This is a genomic window from Pseudescherichia sp. AS216, from assembly GCF_037152055.1.
In the GTDB taxonomy this organism is placed as follows: Bacteria; Pseudomonadota; Gammaproteobacteria; order Enterobacterales; family Enterobacteriaceae; genus Pseudescherichia.
Genome location: NZ_JBBCMV010000005.1, coordinates 146,248 through 161,516 on the forward strand (window position 1 = coordinate 146,248; position 15,269 = coordinate 161,516).

Below are 15,269 nucleotides of genomic sequence, written 5' to 3' on the forward strand. Positions count from 1 at the left end.
CACGATAATGACTATTTTTGATAACTACGAAGTATGGTTTGTGATTGGCAGCCAGCATCTCTATGGCCCGGAGACCCTACGCCAGGTCACGCAGCACGCTGAGCAGGTAGTGAACGCGCTGAACAGCGAAGCCAAACTGCCCTGCAAGCTGGTGCTGAAGCCGCTCGGCACCTCGCCGGATGAGATCACCGCTATCTGCCGCGACGCCAACTACGACGACAAGTGTGCGGGCCTGGTGGTATGGCTGCACACCTTCTCCCCGGCCAAAATGTGGATCAACGGCCTGACCATCCTTAACAAGCCGCTGCTGCAGTTCCATACCCAGTTCAACGCCTCCCTGCCGTGGGACAGCATCGACATGGACTTTATGAACCTGAACCAGACCGCGCACGGCGGCCGCGAGTTCGGCTTCATTGGCGCGCGGATGCGTCAGCAGCACAGCGTGGTGACCGGCCACTGGCAGGATCAAAAAGCCCAGCAGCGCATCGGGGCGTGGATGCGTCATGCGGTCTCCAAACAGGATACCCGCCATCTGAAAGTGTGCCGTTTCGGCGACAACATGCGTGAAGTTGCCGTCACCGACGGCGATAAAGTGGCAGCGCAGATCAAGTTCGGCTTCTCGGTCAATACCTGGGCGGTGGGCGATCTGGTGCAGGTGGTAAATGACATCAGCGAAGGCGATATCAGCGCGCTGGTGGACGAGTATGAGAGCAGCTACCGCCTGACCGCTGCCGCGCAAGTTAACGGTGATAAACGCCAGAACGTGATTGACGCGGCCCGTATCGAGCTGGGCATGAAGCGCTTCCTTGAACAAGGCGGCTTCCACGCCTTCACCACTACCTTTGAAGATCTGCACGGCCTGAAACAGCTTCCGGGCCTCGCCGTGCAGCGTCTGATGCAGCAGGGCTACGGCTTTGCGGGCGAAGGCGACTGGAAAACCGCCGCCCTGCTTCGCATCATGAAGGTGATGTCGACCGGTCTACAGGGCGGCACCTCCTTTATGGAGGACTACACCTACCACTTTGAGGACGGCAACGATCTGGTGCTCGGCTCCCATATGCTGGAAGTGTGTCCAACCATCGCTCTGGATGAGAAACCGATCCTCGACGTGCAGTACCTCGGCATCGGCGGCAAAGCCGATCCGGCCCGCCTGATCTTCTCCACTAAAACCGGCCCGGCGATCAACGCCAGCCTGATCGATCTCGGGGATCGTTTCCGCCTGCTGGTGAACTGCGTTGATTCCGTTGAGACCCCGCACCAGCTGCCGAAGCTGCCGGTCGCCAACGCGCTGTGGAAAGCCCAGCCGGATCTCGCCACCGCCTCTGAGGCGTGGATCGTTGCCGGGGGTGCACACCACACCGTCTTCAGCCACGCGCTGGATCTCAGCGATATGCGCCAGTTCGCCGAGCTGCACGACATTGAGCTGGCGGTGATCGACAACGACACCCGCCTGCCAGCGTTCAAAGATGCGCTGCGCTGGAACGAAGTCTATTACGGCTCTAAACGTTAAGTTCGTAACGCCCGGTGGCGCTGCGCTTACCGGGCCTACGTGGAGATAACTATGCTTGAAGATCTCAAACGTCAGGTGCTGGAAGCCAACCTGGCGCTACCGAAACATAATCTGGTCACCCTGACCTGGGGCAACGTCAGCGCTGTCGATCGCGAACGCGGTGTGTTTGTCATCAAGCCCTCTGGCGTCGACTACAGCGTAATGACGGCAGAGGATATGGTGGTGGTGAGCATCGAAACTGGCGAGGTGGTCGAGGGGACGAAAAAACCCTCGTCCGATACGCCGACCCACCGCCTGCTCTACCAGGCTTTCCCCTCCATCGGCGGGATTGTGCATACCCATTCGCGCCACGCGACCATCTGGGCGCAGGCGGGACAGTCCATTCCGGCAACCGGCACGACCCACGCTGACTACTTCTACGGCCCCATCCCCTGCACCCGCAAGATGACCGATGCCGAGATCAACGGCGAGTATGAGTGGGAGACCGGTCAGGTGATCGTCGAAACCTTTACTACCCAGGGGATCGATGCTGCCCAGATGCCTGGCGTGCTGGTGCACTCCCACGGTCCCTTTGCCTGGGGCAAAAATGCTGACGACGCGGTACATAACGCCATCGTGCTGGAAGAGGTCGCCTACATGGGGATCTTCTGCCGCCAGCTCACCCCGGATCTGCCAGCCATGCAGCAGACGCTGCTGGATAAGCACTATCTACGCAAACACGGGGCGAAGGCCTATTACGGACAGTAAGACTGTATAAAAACCCAGCTAAAACAGTGAAACCAGGCTATAATAATGCCTGGTTTTATTTTATGAGAAGAGAGCGTGGCGCAGGCGCAAGAAGGCTTTTTACTGACCCGACACTGGCGGGATACCCCGCAAGGCACCGAGATCGCGTTCTGGCTGGCAACCGATAACGGTCCGCTGCGGGTGGTGCTGCCCGTTCAGGAGTCGGTAGCGTTTATCCCCTCGGCGCAGGTGCCTCAGGCGCAGCGGATCCTGGCGGGCGAAAGCCACTACCGCCTGACGCCGCTTGAGCTGAAAGACTTCAGTCGCCAGCCGGTGCACGGCCTCTACTGTCGCGCCCATCGTCAGCTAATGCGCTATGAGAAGCTGCTCCGCGAGGGCGGCGTAACGCTTTACGAAGCCGACATCCGCCCGCCCGAACGTTTCTTAATGGAGCGCTTTATCACGGCTCCGGTGTGGGTCAGCGGCGAGGCACGCGACGGCGAGCTGGTGAATACTCGCCTGAAGCCCAGCCCGCACTACCGCCCGCCGCTGAAGTGGGTGTCGCTGGATATCGAAACCACCCGCCACGGCGAGCTGTACTGCATTGGGCTGGAAGGGTGTGGCCAGCGCACGGTCTATATGCTCGGGCCGGAAAACGGTGACGCCACGGGCCTCGACTTCCATCTGGAGTACGTTGCCAGCCGTCGGCAGCTGTTGGAGAAGCTCAACGCCTGGTTTGCCGCCCACGATCCCGACGTGTTGATCGGCTGGAACGTAGTGCAGTTCGATCTGCGCGTGTTACAGAAGCACGCCGAGCGCTACGGCGTTCCGCTGCGGCTGGGGCGCGGCAACAGCGAGCTGGAGTGGCGCGAGCACGGCTTTAAGAACGGCGTCTTCTTTGCACAGATGGCGGGCCGGCTGATTATCGACGGCATCGATGCCCTGAAGTCCGCCTTCTGGAACTTCCCGTCATTCTCTCTCGAAGCGGTGGCCCGGGAGCTGCTCGGGGAAGGCAAGTCGATCGATAACCCGTGGGACCGCATGGACGAGATTGAGCGACGCTTTAACGAAGATAAGCCTGCCCTTGCCACCTACAACCTGAAAGACTGCGAGCTGGTGACGCGCATCTTCCATAAGACCGCCATCATGCCCTTCCTGCTGGAGCGCGCCTCGGTCAACGGCCTGCCTGCCGATCGCCACGGCGGGTCGGTCGCGGCCTTCAGCCATCTCTATTTTCCCCGCATGCATCGGGCGGGCTACGTGGCCCCAAATCTCGGTGACGTGCCGCCACAGGCCAGCCCCGGCGGCTATGTGATGGACTCCACTCCCGGCCTGTATGACTCGGTGCTGGTGCTGGACTACAAGAGCCTCTATCCGTCGATCATCCGCACCTTTCTGATCGATCCGGTGGGGCTGATAGAGGGCATGGCGCAGCCGGACGAAGCCCACAGCATTGAGGGCTTTCTCGGGGCGTGGTTCTCCCGCGAGAAGCACTGCCTGCCAGAGATTGTCGGCCAGATCTGGCACGGCCGTGACGAGGCCAAACGTCAGGGTAACAAGCCGCTTTCGCAGGCGCTGAAGATCATCATGAACGCCTTCTACGGCGTGTTGGGCACCAGCGCCTGCCGCTTCTTCGATCCCCGGCTGGCGTCGTCGATCACCATGCGCGGGCATGAGATCATGCTTCAGACTAAAACGCTGATCGAGTCCCAGGGCTTTGAAGTGATCTACGGCGACACGGACTCGACCTTCGTCTGGCTGAAGCACGCCCATAGCGAAGAGCAGGCCGCCCGCATCGGCCAGACGCTGGTTGCGCTGGTCAATGACTGGTGGCGGGAGCATCTCGCCAGCAAGGGGTTAGTTAGCGCGCTGGAGCTGGAGTTTGAGACCCACTTCAGCCGCTTCCTGATGCCAACCATTCGCGGGGCGGATACCGGCAGCAAGAAGCGCTACGCCGGGCTGATTCAGGAGGGTGACAGCCAGCGCATGGTCTTTAAGGGTCTGGAGACGGTACGTACCGACTGGACCCCGCTGGCGCAGACGTTCCAGCAGGCGCTCTACCTGCGCATTTTTCGCCGCGAGCCGTATCAGGATTACATTCGCGAAACCATCGCCCAACTGATGGCGGGCGAGCTGGATAGCCAGCTGGTGTATCGCAAGCGCCTGCGGCGTCCGCTGGCGGAGTATCAGCGCAACGTGCCGCCGCACGTGCGGGCGGCGAGGCTGGCGGATGAGCAGAACCAGAAGCGCGGCCGGGCGTTGCAGTATCAGAAACGCGGCACCATCAAGTATGTCTGGACCATCCACGGCCCCGAGCCAGTCGACTACCAGCAGTCGCCGCTGGACTACGATCACTACTTAACTAAACAGCTACAGCCGGTGGCGGAGGGCATCCTGCCGTTTATGGAGGATGACTTTGCTACACTGGTTACGGGGCAGATGGGGCTATTTTAATGCGGTTCGAATGGTGACGAAGACGTGACGAACGCATTGCCATCCAGTACCATAGCGCCCTTTCCAATCCCTGGCCCCAATTTTTTGACGCGCTGTCGCTCTCTGACGGTGGTCTAACTATTGCCTGCAATTTGAGATATAGAGCCGAATAACTATGCCTTTTACACTTGGTCAACGCTGGATCAGCGATACAGAAAGCGAACTCGGACTGGGAACCGTTGTGGCGATGGATGCGCGTACCGTTACGCTGCTCTTCTCCTCAACCGGAGAGAACCGTCTCTACTCCCGCAGTGACTCCCCGGTTACTCGCGTAATGTTTAATCCAGGCGATACGGTGACCAGCCACGAAGGCTGGCAGCTCACCATTGATGACGTAAAAGAGCAAAACGGTCTGCTGACCTACACCGGCACGCGCCTCGATACCGGCGAAACCGACGTGGCGCTGCGTGAAGTGCTGCTCGACAGCAAGCTGGTGTTCAGCAAGCCGCAGGACCGCCTGTTTGCCGGGCAGATCGACCGTATGGATCGCTTCTCCCTGCGCTACCGCGCACGTAAATACCAGAGCGAGCAGTACCGGATGCCGTGGAGCGGCCTGCGCGGCCAGCGCACCAGCCTGATCCCTCACCAGCTGCACATTGCCCACGATGTGGGTCGTCGCCATGCGCCGCGCGTGCTGCTGGCGGATGAGGTAGGCCTGGGTAAAACCATCGAAGCAGGGATGATCCTGCACCAGCAGCTGCTGGCCGGTGCGGCAGAGCGCGTGCTGGTGGTGGTGCCGGAAACCCTGCAACACCAGTGGCTGGTAGAGATGCTGCGTCGCTTCAACCTGCGCTTCGCGCTGTTTGATGACGAGCGTTACGCGGAAGCCCAGCACGAAGCCGATAACCCGTTTGAGACCGAACAGCTGGTGATCTGCTCCCTGGACTTCGTTCGCCGCAGCAAGCAACGCCTGGAGCACCTGTGCGACGCCGAGTGGGATATGCTGGTGGTCGATGAAGCGCACCACCTGGTGTGGAGCGAAGAGGCACCGAGCCGCGAGTACATGGCGATTGAACAGCTGGCCGAGCGCGTGCCGGGCGTCCTGCTGCTGACCGCGACGCCGGAGCAGCTGGGTCTGGAGAGCCACTTCGCCCGTCTGCGCCTGCTGGATCCCAACCGCTTCCATGACTTTGAGCAGTTTGTGGAAGAGCAGCAGAACTACCGCCCGGTAGCCGATGCCGTGGCCATGCTGCTGGCGGGCAAGCATCTGAGCGACAGCGAGCTGAACACCCTGAGCGAGCTGATTGGCGAGCAGGACATTGAACCGCTGCTGCAAACCGCCAACAGCGATCGCGACGGCGCAGAGGCGGCCCGTCAGGAGCTGGTCTCCATGCTGATGGATCGCCACGGCACCAGCCGCGTCCTGTTCCGTAACACCCGTAATGGCGTGAAGGGCTTCCCGAAACGTGAGCTGCACACCATCAAGCTGCCGCTGCCGACCCAGTACCAGACGGCCATCAAGGTCTCTGGCATCATGGGGGCGCGCAAAAGCGCCGAAGAGCGCGCCCGCGACATGCTCTACCCGGAGCAGATCTATCAGGAGTTCGAGGGCGACACCGGCACATGGTGGAACTTTGATCCGCGCGTTGAGTGGCTGATGGGCTACCTGACCAGCCACCGTTCGCAGAAGGTGCTGGTCATCTGCGCCAAGGCGGCCACCGCCCTCCAGCTGGAGCAGGTGCTGCGCGAGCGTGAAGGCATCCGTGCCGCCGTGTTCCACGAAGGCATGTCCATCGTTGAGCGCGACCGGGCCGCAGCCTGGTTTGGCGAAGAGGACAGCGGCGCACAGGTGCTGCTCTGCTCTGAGATTGGCTCCGAGGGGCGTAACTTCCAGTTCGCCAGCCACCTGGTGATGTTCGATCTGCCGTTTAACCCGGATCTGCTGGAGCAGCGTATTGGCCGTCTGGACCGTATCGGCCAGGCGCATGATATCCAGATCCACGTGCCCTATCTGGAAAAAACCGCTCAGTCGGTGCTGGTGCGCTGGTTCCACGAAGGCCTCGACGCTTTTGAGCACACCTGCCCTACCGGTCGCACTATCTACGATCAGGTTCACAGCGATCTGATTGGCTATCTCGCCGCGCCGGAAGAGACCGACGGCTTCGATGAGCTGATCAAAACCTGCCGCGAGCAGCATGAGGCGCTGAAGGCTCAGCTGGAGCAGGGCCGCGATCGCCTGCTGGAGATCCACTCCAACGGCGGTGAAAAAGCGCAGGCGCTGGCAGAGAGCATTGAAGAGCAGGATGACGATACCGGACTGATCAGCTTTGCCATGAACCTGTTTGATATCGTGGGCGTCAACCAGGACGATCGCGGTGAGAACATGATCGTGCTGACCCCGTCCGATCACATGCTGGTTCCGGATTTCCCGGGCCTGCCGGAAGATGGTTGCACCATCACCTTTGAGCGCGACGTAGCTCTGTCGCGGGAAGATGCCCAGTTTGTTACCTGGGAGCATCCGCTGATCCGCAACGGTCTGGATCTGATCCTCTCCGGCGATACCGGTAGCAGCACCATTTCGCTGCTGAAAAACAAGGCGCTGCCGGTGGGCACCCTGCTGCTTGAGCTAATCTACGTCGTCGAGGCGCAGGCACCGAAGCAGCTTCAGCTTAACCGCTTCCTGCCTGCCACGCCGGTGCGTATGCTGCTGGATAAAAACGGCAATAACCTTGCCGCCCAGGTGGAGTTCGAAACCTTCAACCGCCAGCTGAGCGCGGTCAACCGCCACACCGGCAGCAAGCTGGTGAACGCGGTGCAGCAGGACGTGCACGCGATCCTGCAGCTGGGTGAAGCACAGATCGAGAGCGCGGCGAAGGCGCTGATTGCGGCGGCGCGTCAGGAGGCAGATGAACGTCTCTCGGCAGAGCTGTCACGCCTGGAAGCGCTGAAGGCGGTGAACCCGAACATCCGTGATGATGAGCTGGCCGCCATTGAGAGCAACCGTCAGCAGGTGCTCGATAGCCTTGCTCAGGCGGGCTGGCGTCTCGATGCCCTGCGTCTTATTGTCGTTACGCACCAGTAACAGGAACCCGTTATGTTGATGGAGCCCTACAATCCGCCGCAGTCGCCCTGGCTGGTCGTGTTATACCAGGACGAGCACATTATGGTGGTTAACAAGCCGAGCGGCCTGCTCTCCGTGCCAGGAAGGCTGGACGAGCACAAAGACAGCGTGATGACGCGCATTCAGCGCGACTATCCGTTGGCCGAGTCGGTGCATCGTCTGGATATGGCCACCAGCGGCGTTATCGTAGTGGCTCTGACCAAAGCCGCGGAGCGGGAGCTTAAGCGCCAGTTCCGCGATCGCGAGCCGAAGAAGCAGTACGTGGCCCGCGTGTGGGGACATCCGGAGAAGGCAGAGGGTCTGATCGATCTGCCGCTGATTTGCGACTGGCCGAACCGCCCGAAGCAGATGGTGTGCCATGAGACCGGGAAAGCGGCGCAGACCGAGTATGAGGTGCTGGAGTACGCGACGGATAACACCGCTCGTGTGCAGCTGAAGCCGATTACCGGGCGCTCGCACCAGCTGCGCGTGCATATGCTGGCGTTGGGCCATCCGATCCTCGGCGACCGCTTCTATGCCACGCCCGAGGCGCTGGCAATGGCGCCCCGTCTGCAACTTCACGCCGAGATGTTAACCATTACGCACCCAGCGTACGGCACCAGCATGACGTTTAAAGCGCCTGCCGATTTCTAGCAGGCGCGAGCCGGAGGGCGGGCGTTACTTTAGCCCGCTCACCAGCGTCTTGCGGCTCTCTTCCAGAGAGATAACACGGCTACATACCGCCTTGCCGAACTGCTCAAAGTCCGCTTCCTGATTCTTCCACTCGCTTTGAATGGCCGTTTGCAGGCCGCCGAGGCTGCCCATTACGCTCTGTAACGGATTACCGCCGCCTTTGAGTACCGCCTGAGCACCCATCTCGTTAATGCTGTCCTGCAGGATGCCGCCCATCGCCTGGTTCACCAGCTGCTGACCGTTGGCGCGTACCTCATCAATCGCCTTATAGTGAAACGCGAGGCCATCGCTGCGATGCTCCAGAATGCGGTTCATCTGCTCTTTCAGCTGCGCGTCGAGCTTGGTTAAGCGCCCGCGCATGTTGCTGCTTTGACCCACTTCCTTGGCGATGATCTTATCCAGCGCCACGCGGCCCTTTTCAACGCGGCTGCGCGCGCCCTCGTCGATCCACGGCAATGCGTTACGCAGATCGGCCTGGTAATCTTTCGCCTGCTCGCGCTGGGCCGCGCTGAGGCTATACTGCTTGCCGTTGAACATGACGTTGCCGTCTGGCGTCATCACCAGATTGCCGTTTTCGCCCACCACCTGCACGGTCTGCGGGTTGACGATCACATCGTCACGCGGGTTCACGCTACATTTGTATTCTGCCTGGGCAGTAAAGGCGGTTGCCGCCAGTGCCGCAGCCAGCAGCGCTTTACGCATCATAAAAACTCCTGTCCTGTAGAGACAAAACGGGCCGGCAATCGCCAGCCCCGATAGTGACTTAGTCCCACCAGACGTCGAAAAGTTCGCTGATGCGCACATCTTCAAAGCCGCGGCCTTCCAGCCAGCTACGCACGGTAGCCTGATGCTCCTCGGTACACTTGCCAATCTCCTGCTTGCAGATCAGCCCTTCCCAGACCCGGTAGCCGCTGCCGTCAAACGCCAGCTTGTTTGGCTCAATCACCTCGTTGATGAAGGCATCAACCGTCTGGTCGATCTGCTCCTCAGAGGTGCCCTCCGGGAAGCGCCAGGCGACGGAGAAGCCCAGCTCCTGGAATTCATCGATATGTAACTTCTTACGCAGACGACGGCTACGGTTCGTTGCCATTATTTTACCCTCTCGAACATTAAGTCCCATACGCCGTGGCCAAGACGATGACCACGCTGTTCAAATTTGGTTACCGGGCGCGTCTCCGGGCGCGGTACATAGTCGCCGCTCTCAGAGCGGTTTTGATATCCGTCGATAGCGGACATCACTTCCAGCATGTGCTCGGCGTAGGCTTCCCAGTCGGTCGCCATATGGAAAACGCCGCCCAGCTTCAGCTTGCCCTTCACCAGTTCGGCAAACGGCGTCTGCACGATACGGCGTTTATTATGGCGCGCTTTATGCCATGGGTCAGGGAAAAAGAGCTGCACCATGTTTAGCGAGTTGTCCGGGATCATCTTATGCAGCACTTCCACCGCGTCGTGACACATCACGCGCAGGTTCTCCACGCCCTCTTCGTGGGCATGAGCGAGGCATGCCCCCACGCCCGGAGAGTGGACTTCAATGCCGAGGAAGTTCTGATCTGGCCTGGCCTTCGCCATCGCCACCAGCGAGGTGCCCATACCAAAGCCAATCTCCAGGGTCACCGGCGCATCACGGCCAAACAGCGCGGTGAAATCCAGCGGCTGCTCGCTAAACTCAACGCCCATCACCGGCCAAAAGTTATCCAGCGCGTGCTGCTGCCCCTTGGTCAGACGGCCCTGGCGGCGGACGAAGCTGCGAATACGGCGCAGCGGGCGACCGTTTTCATCAAATTCGGGTGAAATGACGTCGTTGTTCATAGGTGTTTAGTCTGCTTGTGAGAGTGTTCGGGAAACGGGCATTATCCAAAGTTAATAGCCGGATGCAAGCACCGGAAAGTTCCGGTTTACAGCCCGGTGCCGCTGTGCTGCAATCTGGCCCCTTAATCATGCAATTCGGAACTCCTGCTTTGACCATGCACGCGTCTCAGTTTTCAGCCCAGGTGCTGGAGTGGTACGACAAATACGGGCGTAAAACCCTGCCCTGGCAAATTGAAAAAACGCCCTACAAAGTATGGCTCTCTGAGGTGATGTTGCAACAAACGCAGGTGGCGACGGTTATCCCCTACTTTGAGCGCTTTATGGCGCGTTTCCCAACCGTCACCGATCTGGCCCATGCGCCTATCGACGAGGTGCTGCATCTGTGGACCGGACTGGGCTACTACGCCCGGGCGCGCAACCTGCACAAGGCCGCGCAGCAGGTCGCTGACCAGCACGGCGGCGTGTTCCCTGATACCTTTGAGGAGGTTGCCGCTCTGCCGGGCGTCGGCCGCTCGACGGCGGGGGCGGTGCTCTCCCTTGCGCTCGGCAAACACTTTCCTATCCTTGATGGTAACGTGAAGCGCGTGCTGGCCCGCTGCTATGCCGTTGACGGCTGGCCGGGCCGCAAAGAGGTGGAGAAGCGCCTGTGGGAGATCAGCGAACAGGTCACGCCTGCCGAGGGCGTAGCGCAGTTTAACCAGGCGATGATGGATCTTGGCGCAACGGTTTGCACCCGTTCGAAACCGAAGTGTACGCTCTGCCCGCTGAATAATGGCTGTATCGCGTATGCCAACGAGAGCTGGGCGCAGTACCCAGGCAAAAAGCCGAAGCAGACGCTGCCGGAGCGCACCGGTTTCCTGCTGCTGATGCAGCACGGCGAGACGGTCTGGCTTGATCGCCGACCGCCGTCTGGCCTGTGGGGTGGCCTCTACTGCTTCCCGCAGTTCAGTGATGAAGCGGCCCTGCGCGACTGGCTGGCGCAGCGGCAGATTCAGGCCGATACTCTTACCGAGCTCAACGGATTTCGCCATACATTCAGCCATTTCCATCTGGATATTGTGCCAATGTGGCTTCCCGTGTCCTCCTTCACGTCATGCATGGATGAGGGAACAGGTCTCTGGTATAACTTAGCCCAGCCGCCGTCGGTGGGCCTGGCCGCGCCGGTAGAGCGCCTGTTACAACAATTACGCGCGGGCGCACCCGTTTAGCGCCGCGACATCACGAGGAATGACCATGAGCAGAACCATTTTTTGTACCTTCCTGGGCCGCGAAGCGGAAGGCCAGGACTTCCAGCTCTATCCGGGCGATCTGGGCAAGCGGATCTACAATGAGATCTCCAAAGAGGCCTGGTCCCAGTGGCAGCAGAAGCAGACCATGCTGATTAATGAGAAGAAGCTCAACATGATGAACGTGGAGCATCGCAAGCAGCTGGAAGAGGAGATGGTGAACTTCCTGTTCGAAGGGAAAGACGTACACATCGAAGGCTATAAGCCACAAGATTAAGGGCCTCGGCCCTTTTTTTGGAAAGAATAACGACTTAACACAACATACATCCAGGAATGATGAAAAAATATTTAGCGCTAGCCCTTATTGCGCCGTTGCTCATCTCGTGTTCCAGTTCCAATAAAAAGGGCGATAGCTATAACGAGGCCTGGGTAAAGGACACCAACGGTTTTGATATCCTGATGGGTCAGTTTGCCCATAACATCGAAAACATCTGGGGTTTTAACGAAGTTCTGATTGCCGGACCCAAGGACTACGTAAAGTATACCGACCAGTATCAGACCCGCAGCCACATCAACTTTGATGCCGGGACGATCACCATCGAGACCATTGCCGGTACCGAGCCGGCGGCGCATCTGCGCAAGGCGATCATCAAAACCCTGCTGATGGGCGACGATCCCGGCTCTATCGATCTCTACTCCGACGTTGATGATATCCAGATCTCTAAACAACCCTTCCTCTATGGCCAGGTGGTGGATAACAACGGCGAGGCGATCCGCTGGCAGTGGCGCGCCGAGAAATATGCCGACTACCTGCTGCAAAACCAGATGAAGAGCCGCACCAACGGCCTGAAGATTATCTACAGCGTGACCATTCACCTGGTGGCTAACCATCTCGATAAGCGTGCGCATAAGTACGTGGGCATGGTGCGTCAGTCGGCACGCAAGTATGGCGTAGATGAGTCGCTGATCCTCGCGATTATGCAGACCGAATCCTCGTTCAACCCCTATGCGGTCAGCCGCTCTGACGCGCTGGGCCTGATGCAGGTGGTGCAGCACAGCGCCGGGAAAGATGTCTTCCGGGCGCAGGGACGTTCCGGCATGCCGGACCGCAGCTTCCTGTTCGATCCCGCCAGCAATATCGATACCGGTACCGCCTATCTGGCGATGCTGAACAATATCTACCTCGCTGGCATCAGCAACCCGACCTCACGCCGCTACGCGGTGATCACCGCCTATAACGGCGGCGCGGGCAGCGTGCTGCGGGTCTTCTCTAACGATAAGGTGCAGGCGGCGAACATCATTAACACCATGTCGCCGGGCGACGTCTATGAGACGCTCACCACCCGTCACCCGTCGGCGGAGTCGCGCCGCTACCTCTACAAGGTGAATACGGCGCAGAAAGGGTATCGCGGGGGCAGGATTTAAGCCGCAATGAAACGCCGGGTGGCGCTGCGCTTACCCGGCCTACGCGTGCTGCATGACGTATCCGTATAAACGCTTTATGCCGTCGGGGTCGGTTTCACTGTAGACCCCTTGCAGCTCTGGCGAGAAGCCCGGCAGCAGGTTGCCCCCCTCCTCCAGCGCCAGGAAGTAGCGCTGCACTGCCCCACCCCAGATCTCACCCGGCACCACGCAGAGCACCCCCGGTGGATAGGGCAGCGCCCCCTCGGCGGCAATGCGCCCTTCCGCCTCGCTGATGCGCACCAGCTCGACGTTGCCGCGAATAAACTCGCTGTTGGCATCCTGCGGGTTCATCGCTACCGGCGGCAGACTCTGCTGGCGGAACATTGCCTTCTGCAGATCCTTCACGCCAAAGCTGACGTAGAGATCGTGCATCTCCTGACACAGCTCGCGCAGGGTATAGTCGCGGTAGCGCACCGGATACTTATTGAAGATGGTCGGCAGCACGTCCGCCAGCGGCGTATCATCCTCAATATGCTGCTCAAACTGACCCAGCATCGCGACCAGCTGGTTGAGTTTCTCCTCGCTTTCGGCAGGGGTCAGCAGGAAGAGGATCGAGTTGAGATCGCACTTCTCCGGCACGATGCCGTTCTCACGCAGATAGTGCGCCAGAATCGTGGCCGGGATACCAAACTCGCTGTACTCGCCGGTTTCCGCATCAATGCCCGGCGTGGTGAGCAGCAGCTTGCAGGGGTCAACAAAGTACTGCTCACGCGCATAGCCCTCAAAGCCGTGCCACGCCGCGCCCGGCTCAAAGCTGAAGAAGCGGCGCTCGCTGGCAATGGCGTGGGTGGGGTGATCCTGCCACGGTCGCCCCGCCACCTCCGGCGGCACGAAGGGTTTGATCATCTTGCAGTTAGCGATGATCGCTTTGCGCGCCTCAATGCCTACCGCCACGCACTCGGCCCACAGACGACGGCCGCTCTCCCCTTCGTGAATTTTGGCGTTTACGTCGAGGGCAGCGAACAGCGGATAGAACGGGCTGGTCGAAGCGTGAAGCATAAAGGCGTTGTTCAGCCGCTTGTGGGGGCAGAAGCGCGCCTGGCCACGCAGGTGGTTATCCTTCTTATGGATCTGCGAAGTCTGGGAGAAACCGGCCTGCTGCTTGTGCACCGACTGGGTCACAAAGATCCCCGGATCGTTCTCGTTAAGTTCGAGCAGCAGCGGCGAGCAGTCCGCCATCATCGGGATAAACTGCTCGTAGCCCACCCACGCGGAGTCAAACAGCACGTAGTCGCACAGCGCGCCGATCTTATCGATCACCTGCCGGGCGTTATAGATCGTGCCGTCGTAGGTGCCGAGCTGGATCACAGCCAGGCGGAACGGGCGTGGCGCATCGGCCTTTTCCGGCGCCACGGCGCGGATCTGCTCGCGCAGGTACGTTTCATCAAAGCAGTGGGCGTCGATCCCGCCGATAAAGCCGAACGGGTTGCGCGCTGCCTCCAGGTAGACCGGCGTAGCCCCCGCCTGAATAAGCGCTCCGTGATGGTTCGACTTATGGTTATTGCGATCGAATAGCACCAGATCGCCGCGCGTGAGCAGTGCGTTTGTCACCACCTTATTCGCCGCCGACGTGCCGTTGAGCACGAAGTAGGTTTTATCTGCGTTAAAGACTTTGGCGGCAAATTTCTGCGCGTGCTTGGCGGAGCCTTCGTGGATCAGCAGATCCCCCAGCTTGACGTCGGCGTTGCACATATCAGCGCGAAAGACGTTTTCGCCAAAGAAGTCAAAGAACTGGCGACCCGCCGGATGCTTCTTAAAGAACGCGCCATGCTGATGTCCCGGACAGGCAAAGGTGCTGTTATCCATCGCCACGTACTGGCTCAGGGTGTCAAAAAACGGCGGCAGCAGGTTCTCTTCATACCGGCAGGCGGCCGCTTCCAGCTCCAGCATCGCCTGCTCTTTGCCGTTAATCACCGCATCGACGCCCGCAGGCGTCTCTGCCTGCTCATCGGCAAACATAAACACCGGCAGATTGAAGCCCGTGCGCTTGAGCAGTGCAAGGATGCCGCTATGGCTATCCGCCCGCGTAATGACGACTGCCGCCACATCGGTAAAGTCCGTGTTGTCCAGCGTCACCACTTCCCGATGCGTGGAAAGCGTAGAGACCAGCTCGCGGCTGGCGGCAATTTTCATTGTTTTCATAAGCTATGGGTAACCGTTAGCCTCACCGCATGGTGAGAAAAGTAGAGATCGGGAACGTAGGGGTTAAGGATCGCATAAGTATGCGATGGGTCCGGCGAGCAAATTGATGTGTCATCTGGCAGCCCCCCGCATTAAGAACACCGAATTTCAAGAAGCGGCATAAGGA

The 15,269-nt window shown here is 59.8% G+C and carries 12 protein-coding genes; 8 read left to right on the forward strand and 4 right to left on the reverse strand.

Annotated features, from left to right (window positions below):
• The first annotated feature begins 7 nt into the window (after window positions 1–7).
• The 5 genes from araA to rluA all read left to right on the forward strand — a co-directional run bounded on the left by araA (window position 8) and on the right by rluA (window position 8,423).
• Window positions 8–1,510, forward strand: coding sequence for an L-arabinose isomerase (araA, locus tag WFN61_RS15640; protein WP_238083058.1), 1,503 nt, complete (start codon window positions 8–10; stop codon window positions 1,508–1,510).
• 51 nt (window positions 1,511–1,561) lie between these two features.
• Window positions 1,562–2,257, forward strand: coding sequence for an L-ribulose-5-phosphate 4-epimerase (gene araD / locus WFN61_RS15645; RefSeq protein WP_144817621.1), 696 nt, complete (start codon window positions 1,562–1,564; stop codon window positions 2,255–2,257).
• 75 nt (window positions 2,258–2,332) lie between these two features.
• The gene (gene polB / locus WFN61_RS15650) at window positions 2,333–4,690 is read left to right on the forward strand and encodes a DNA polymerase II (protein WP_257759023.1); all 2,358 of its coding nucleotides are present in this window, start codon (window positions 2,333–2,335) and stop codon (window positions 4,688–4,690) included.
• Between the two features lie 154 nt (window positions 4,691–4,844).
• A complete protein-coding gene (gene rapA / locus WFN61_RS15655) occupies window positions 4,845–7,751 on the forward strand; it encodes an RNA polymerase-associated protein RapA (protein ID WP_144817619.1) in 2,907 nt (968 codons plus the stop codon).
• Between the two features lie 12 nt (window positions 7,752–7,763).
• Window positions 7,764–8,423: a bifunctional tRNA pseudouridine(32) synthase/23S rRNA pseudouridine(746) synthase RluA gene (gene rluA, locus WFN61_RS15660; RefSeq protein ID WP_144817618.1), complete on the forward strand. Its 660-nt coding sequence runs from the start codon at window positions 7,764–7,766 to the stop codon at window positions 8,421–8,423.
• Between the two features lie 24 nt (window positions 8,424–8,447).
• Here the strand turns inward: rluA and WFN61_RS15665 are convergent, their stop codons facing one another.
• From WFN61_RS15665 to trmB, 3 genes are read right to left on the reverse strand one after another with little or no spacing between them, the layout of a single operon-like run.
• Window positions 8,448–9,167 (reverse strand): DUF2884 domain-containing protein, encoded by a 720-nt coding sequence (locus WFN61_RS15665; RefSeq protein ID WP_144817617.1) that lies wholly within the window; start codon window positions 9,165–9,167, stop codon window positions 8,448–8,450.
• Window positions 9,168–9,225: 58 nt separating this feature from the next.
• Entirely contained in the window at window positions 9,226–9,552 is a 327-nt protein-coding gene (locus tag WFN61_RS15670; protein ID WP_337038915.1) for a YggL family protein, read from the reverse strand.
• Entirely contained in the window at window positions 9,552–10,271 is a 720-nt protein-coding gene (gene trmB / locus WFN61_RS15675) for a tRNA (guanosine(46)-N7)-methyltransferase TrmB (RefSeq protein ID WP_144817616.1), read from the reverse strand. Before trmB ends, WFN61_RS15670 begins: the two co-directional genes overlap by 1 nt.
• Window positions 10,272–10,426: 155 nt before the next feature.
• Here trmB and mutY point away from each other — a divergent pair, with 155 nt between their 5' ends.
• Genes mutY through mltC form a run of 3 tightly spaced genes read left to right on the forward strand, consistent with a single transcriptional unit; the run spans window position 10,427 to window position 12,922 of the window.
• A complete protein-coding gene (gene mutY / locus WFN61_RS15680) occupies window positions 10,427–11,479 on the forward strand; it encodes an A/G-specific adenine glycosylase (protein WP_257759091.1) in 1,053 nt (350 codons plus the stop codon).
• A gap of 25 nt (window positions 11,480–11,504) precedes the next feature.
• Window positions 11,505–11,774, forward strand: a complete 270-nt coding sequence (locus WFN61_RS15685; RefSeq protein ID WP_312927951.1) for an oxidative damage protection protein — start codon at window positions 11,505–11,507, stop codon at window positions 11,772–11,774.
• Between the two features lie 59 nt (window positions 11,775–11,833).
• On the forward strand, window positions 11,834–12,922 hold the full coding sequence (gene mltC, locus WFN61_RS15690) for a membrane-bound lytic murein transglycosylase MltC (protein ID WP_337038916.1): 1,089 nt from the start codon (window positions 11,834–11,836) through the stop codon (window positions 12,920–12,922).
• A 39-nt stretch (window positions 12,923–12,961) separates the two neighbouring features.
• Here the strand turns inward: mltC and WFN61_RS15695 are convergent, their stop codons facing one another.
• Window positions 12,962–15,103, reverse strand: a complete 2,142-nt coding sequence (locus WFN61_RS15695) for an ornithine decarboxylase (protein WP_337038917.1) — start codon at window positions 15,101–15,103, stop codon at window positions 12,962–12,964.
• Window positions 15,104–15,269: the final 166 nt, after the last annotated feature.

Coding starts and splice junctions, on each gene's coding strand:
- mltC (WP_337038916.1), top strand. CDS start 11,834: ATGAAAAAATATTTAGCGCTAGCCCTTATTGCGCCGTTGCTCATCTCG.
- mutY (WP_257759091.1), top strand. CDS start 10,427: ATGCACGCGTCTCAGTTTTCAGCCCAGGTGCTGGAGTGGTACGACAAA.
- WFN61_RS15665 (WP_144817617.1), bottom strand. CDS start 9,167: ATGATGCGTAAAGCGCTGCTGGCTGCGGCACTGGCGGCAACCGCCTTT.
- WFN61_RS15685 (WP_312927951.1), top strand. CDS start 11,505: ATGAGCAGAACCATTTTTTGTACCTTCCTGGGCCGCGAAGCGGAAGGC.
- rapA (WP_144817619.1), top strand. CDS start 4,845: ATGCCTTTTACACTTGGTCAACGCTGGATCAGCGATACAGAAAGCGAA.
- rluA (WP_144817618.1), top strand. CDS start 7,764: ATGTTGATGGAGCCCTACAATCCGCCGCAGTCGCCCTGGCTGGTCGTG.
- WFN61_RS15670 (WP_337038915.1), bottom strand. CDS start 9,552: ATGGCAACGAACCGTAGCCGTCGTCTGCGTAAGAAGTTACATATCGAT.
- araA (WP_238083058.1), top strand. CDS start 8: ATGACTATTTTTGATAACTACGAAGTATGGTTTGTGATTGGCAGCCAG.
- trmB (WP_144817616.1), bottom strand. CDS start 10,271: ATGAACAACGACGTCATTTCACCCGAATTTGATGAAAACGGTCGCCCG.
- araD (WP_144817621.1), top strand. CDS start 1,562: ATGCTTGAAGATCTCAAACGTCAGGTGCTGGAAGCCAACCTGGCGCTA.
- WFN61_RS15695 (WP_337038917.1), bottom strand. CDS start 15,103: ATGAAAACAATGAAAATTGCCGCCAGCCGCGAGCTGGTCTCTACGCTT.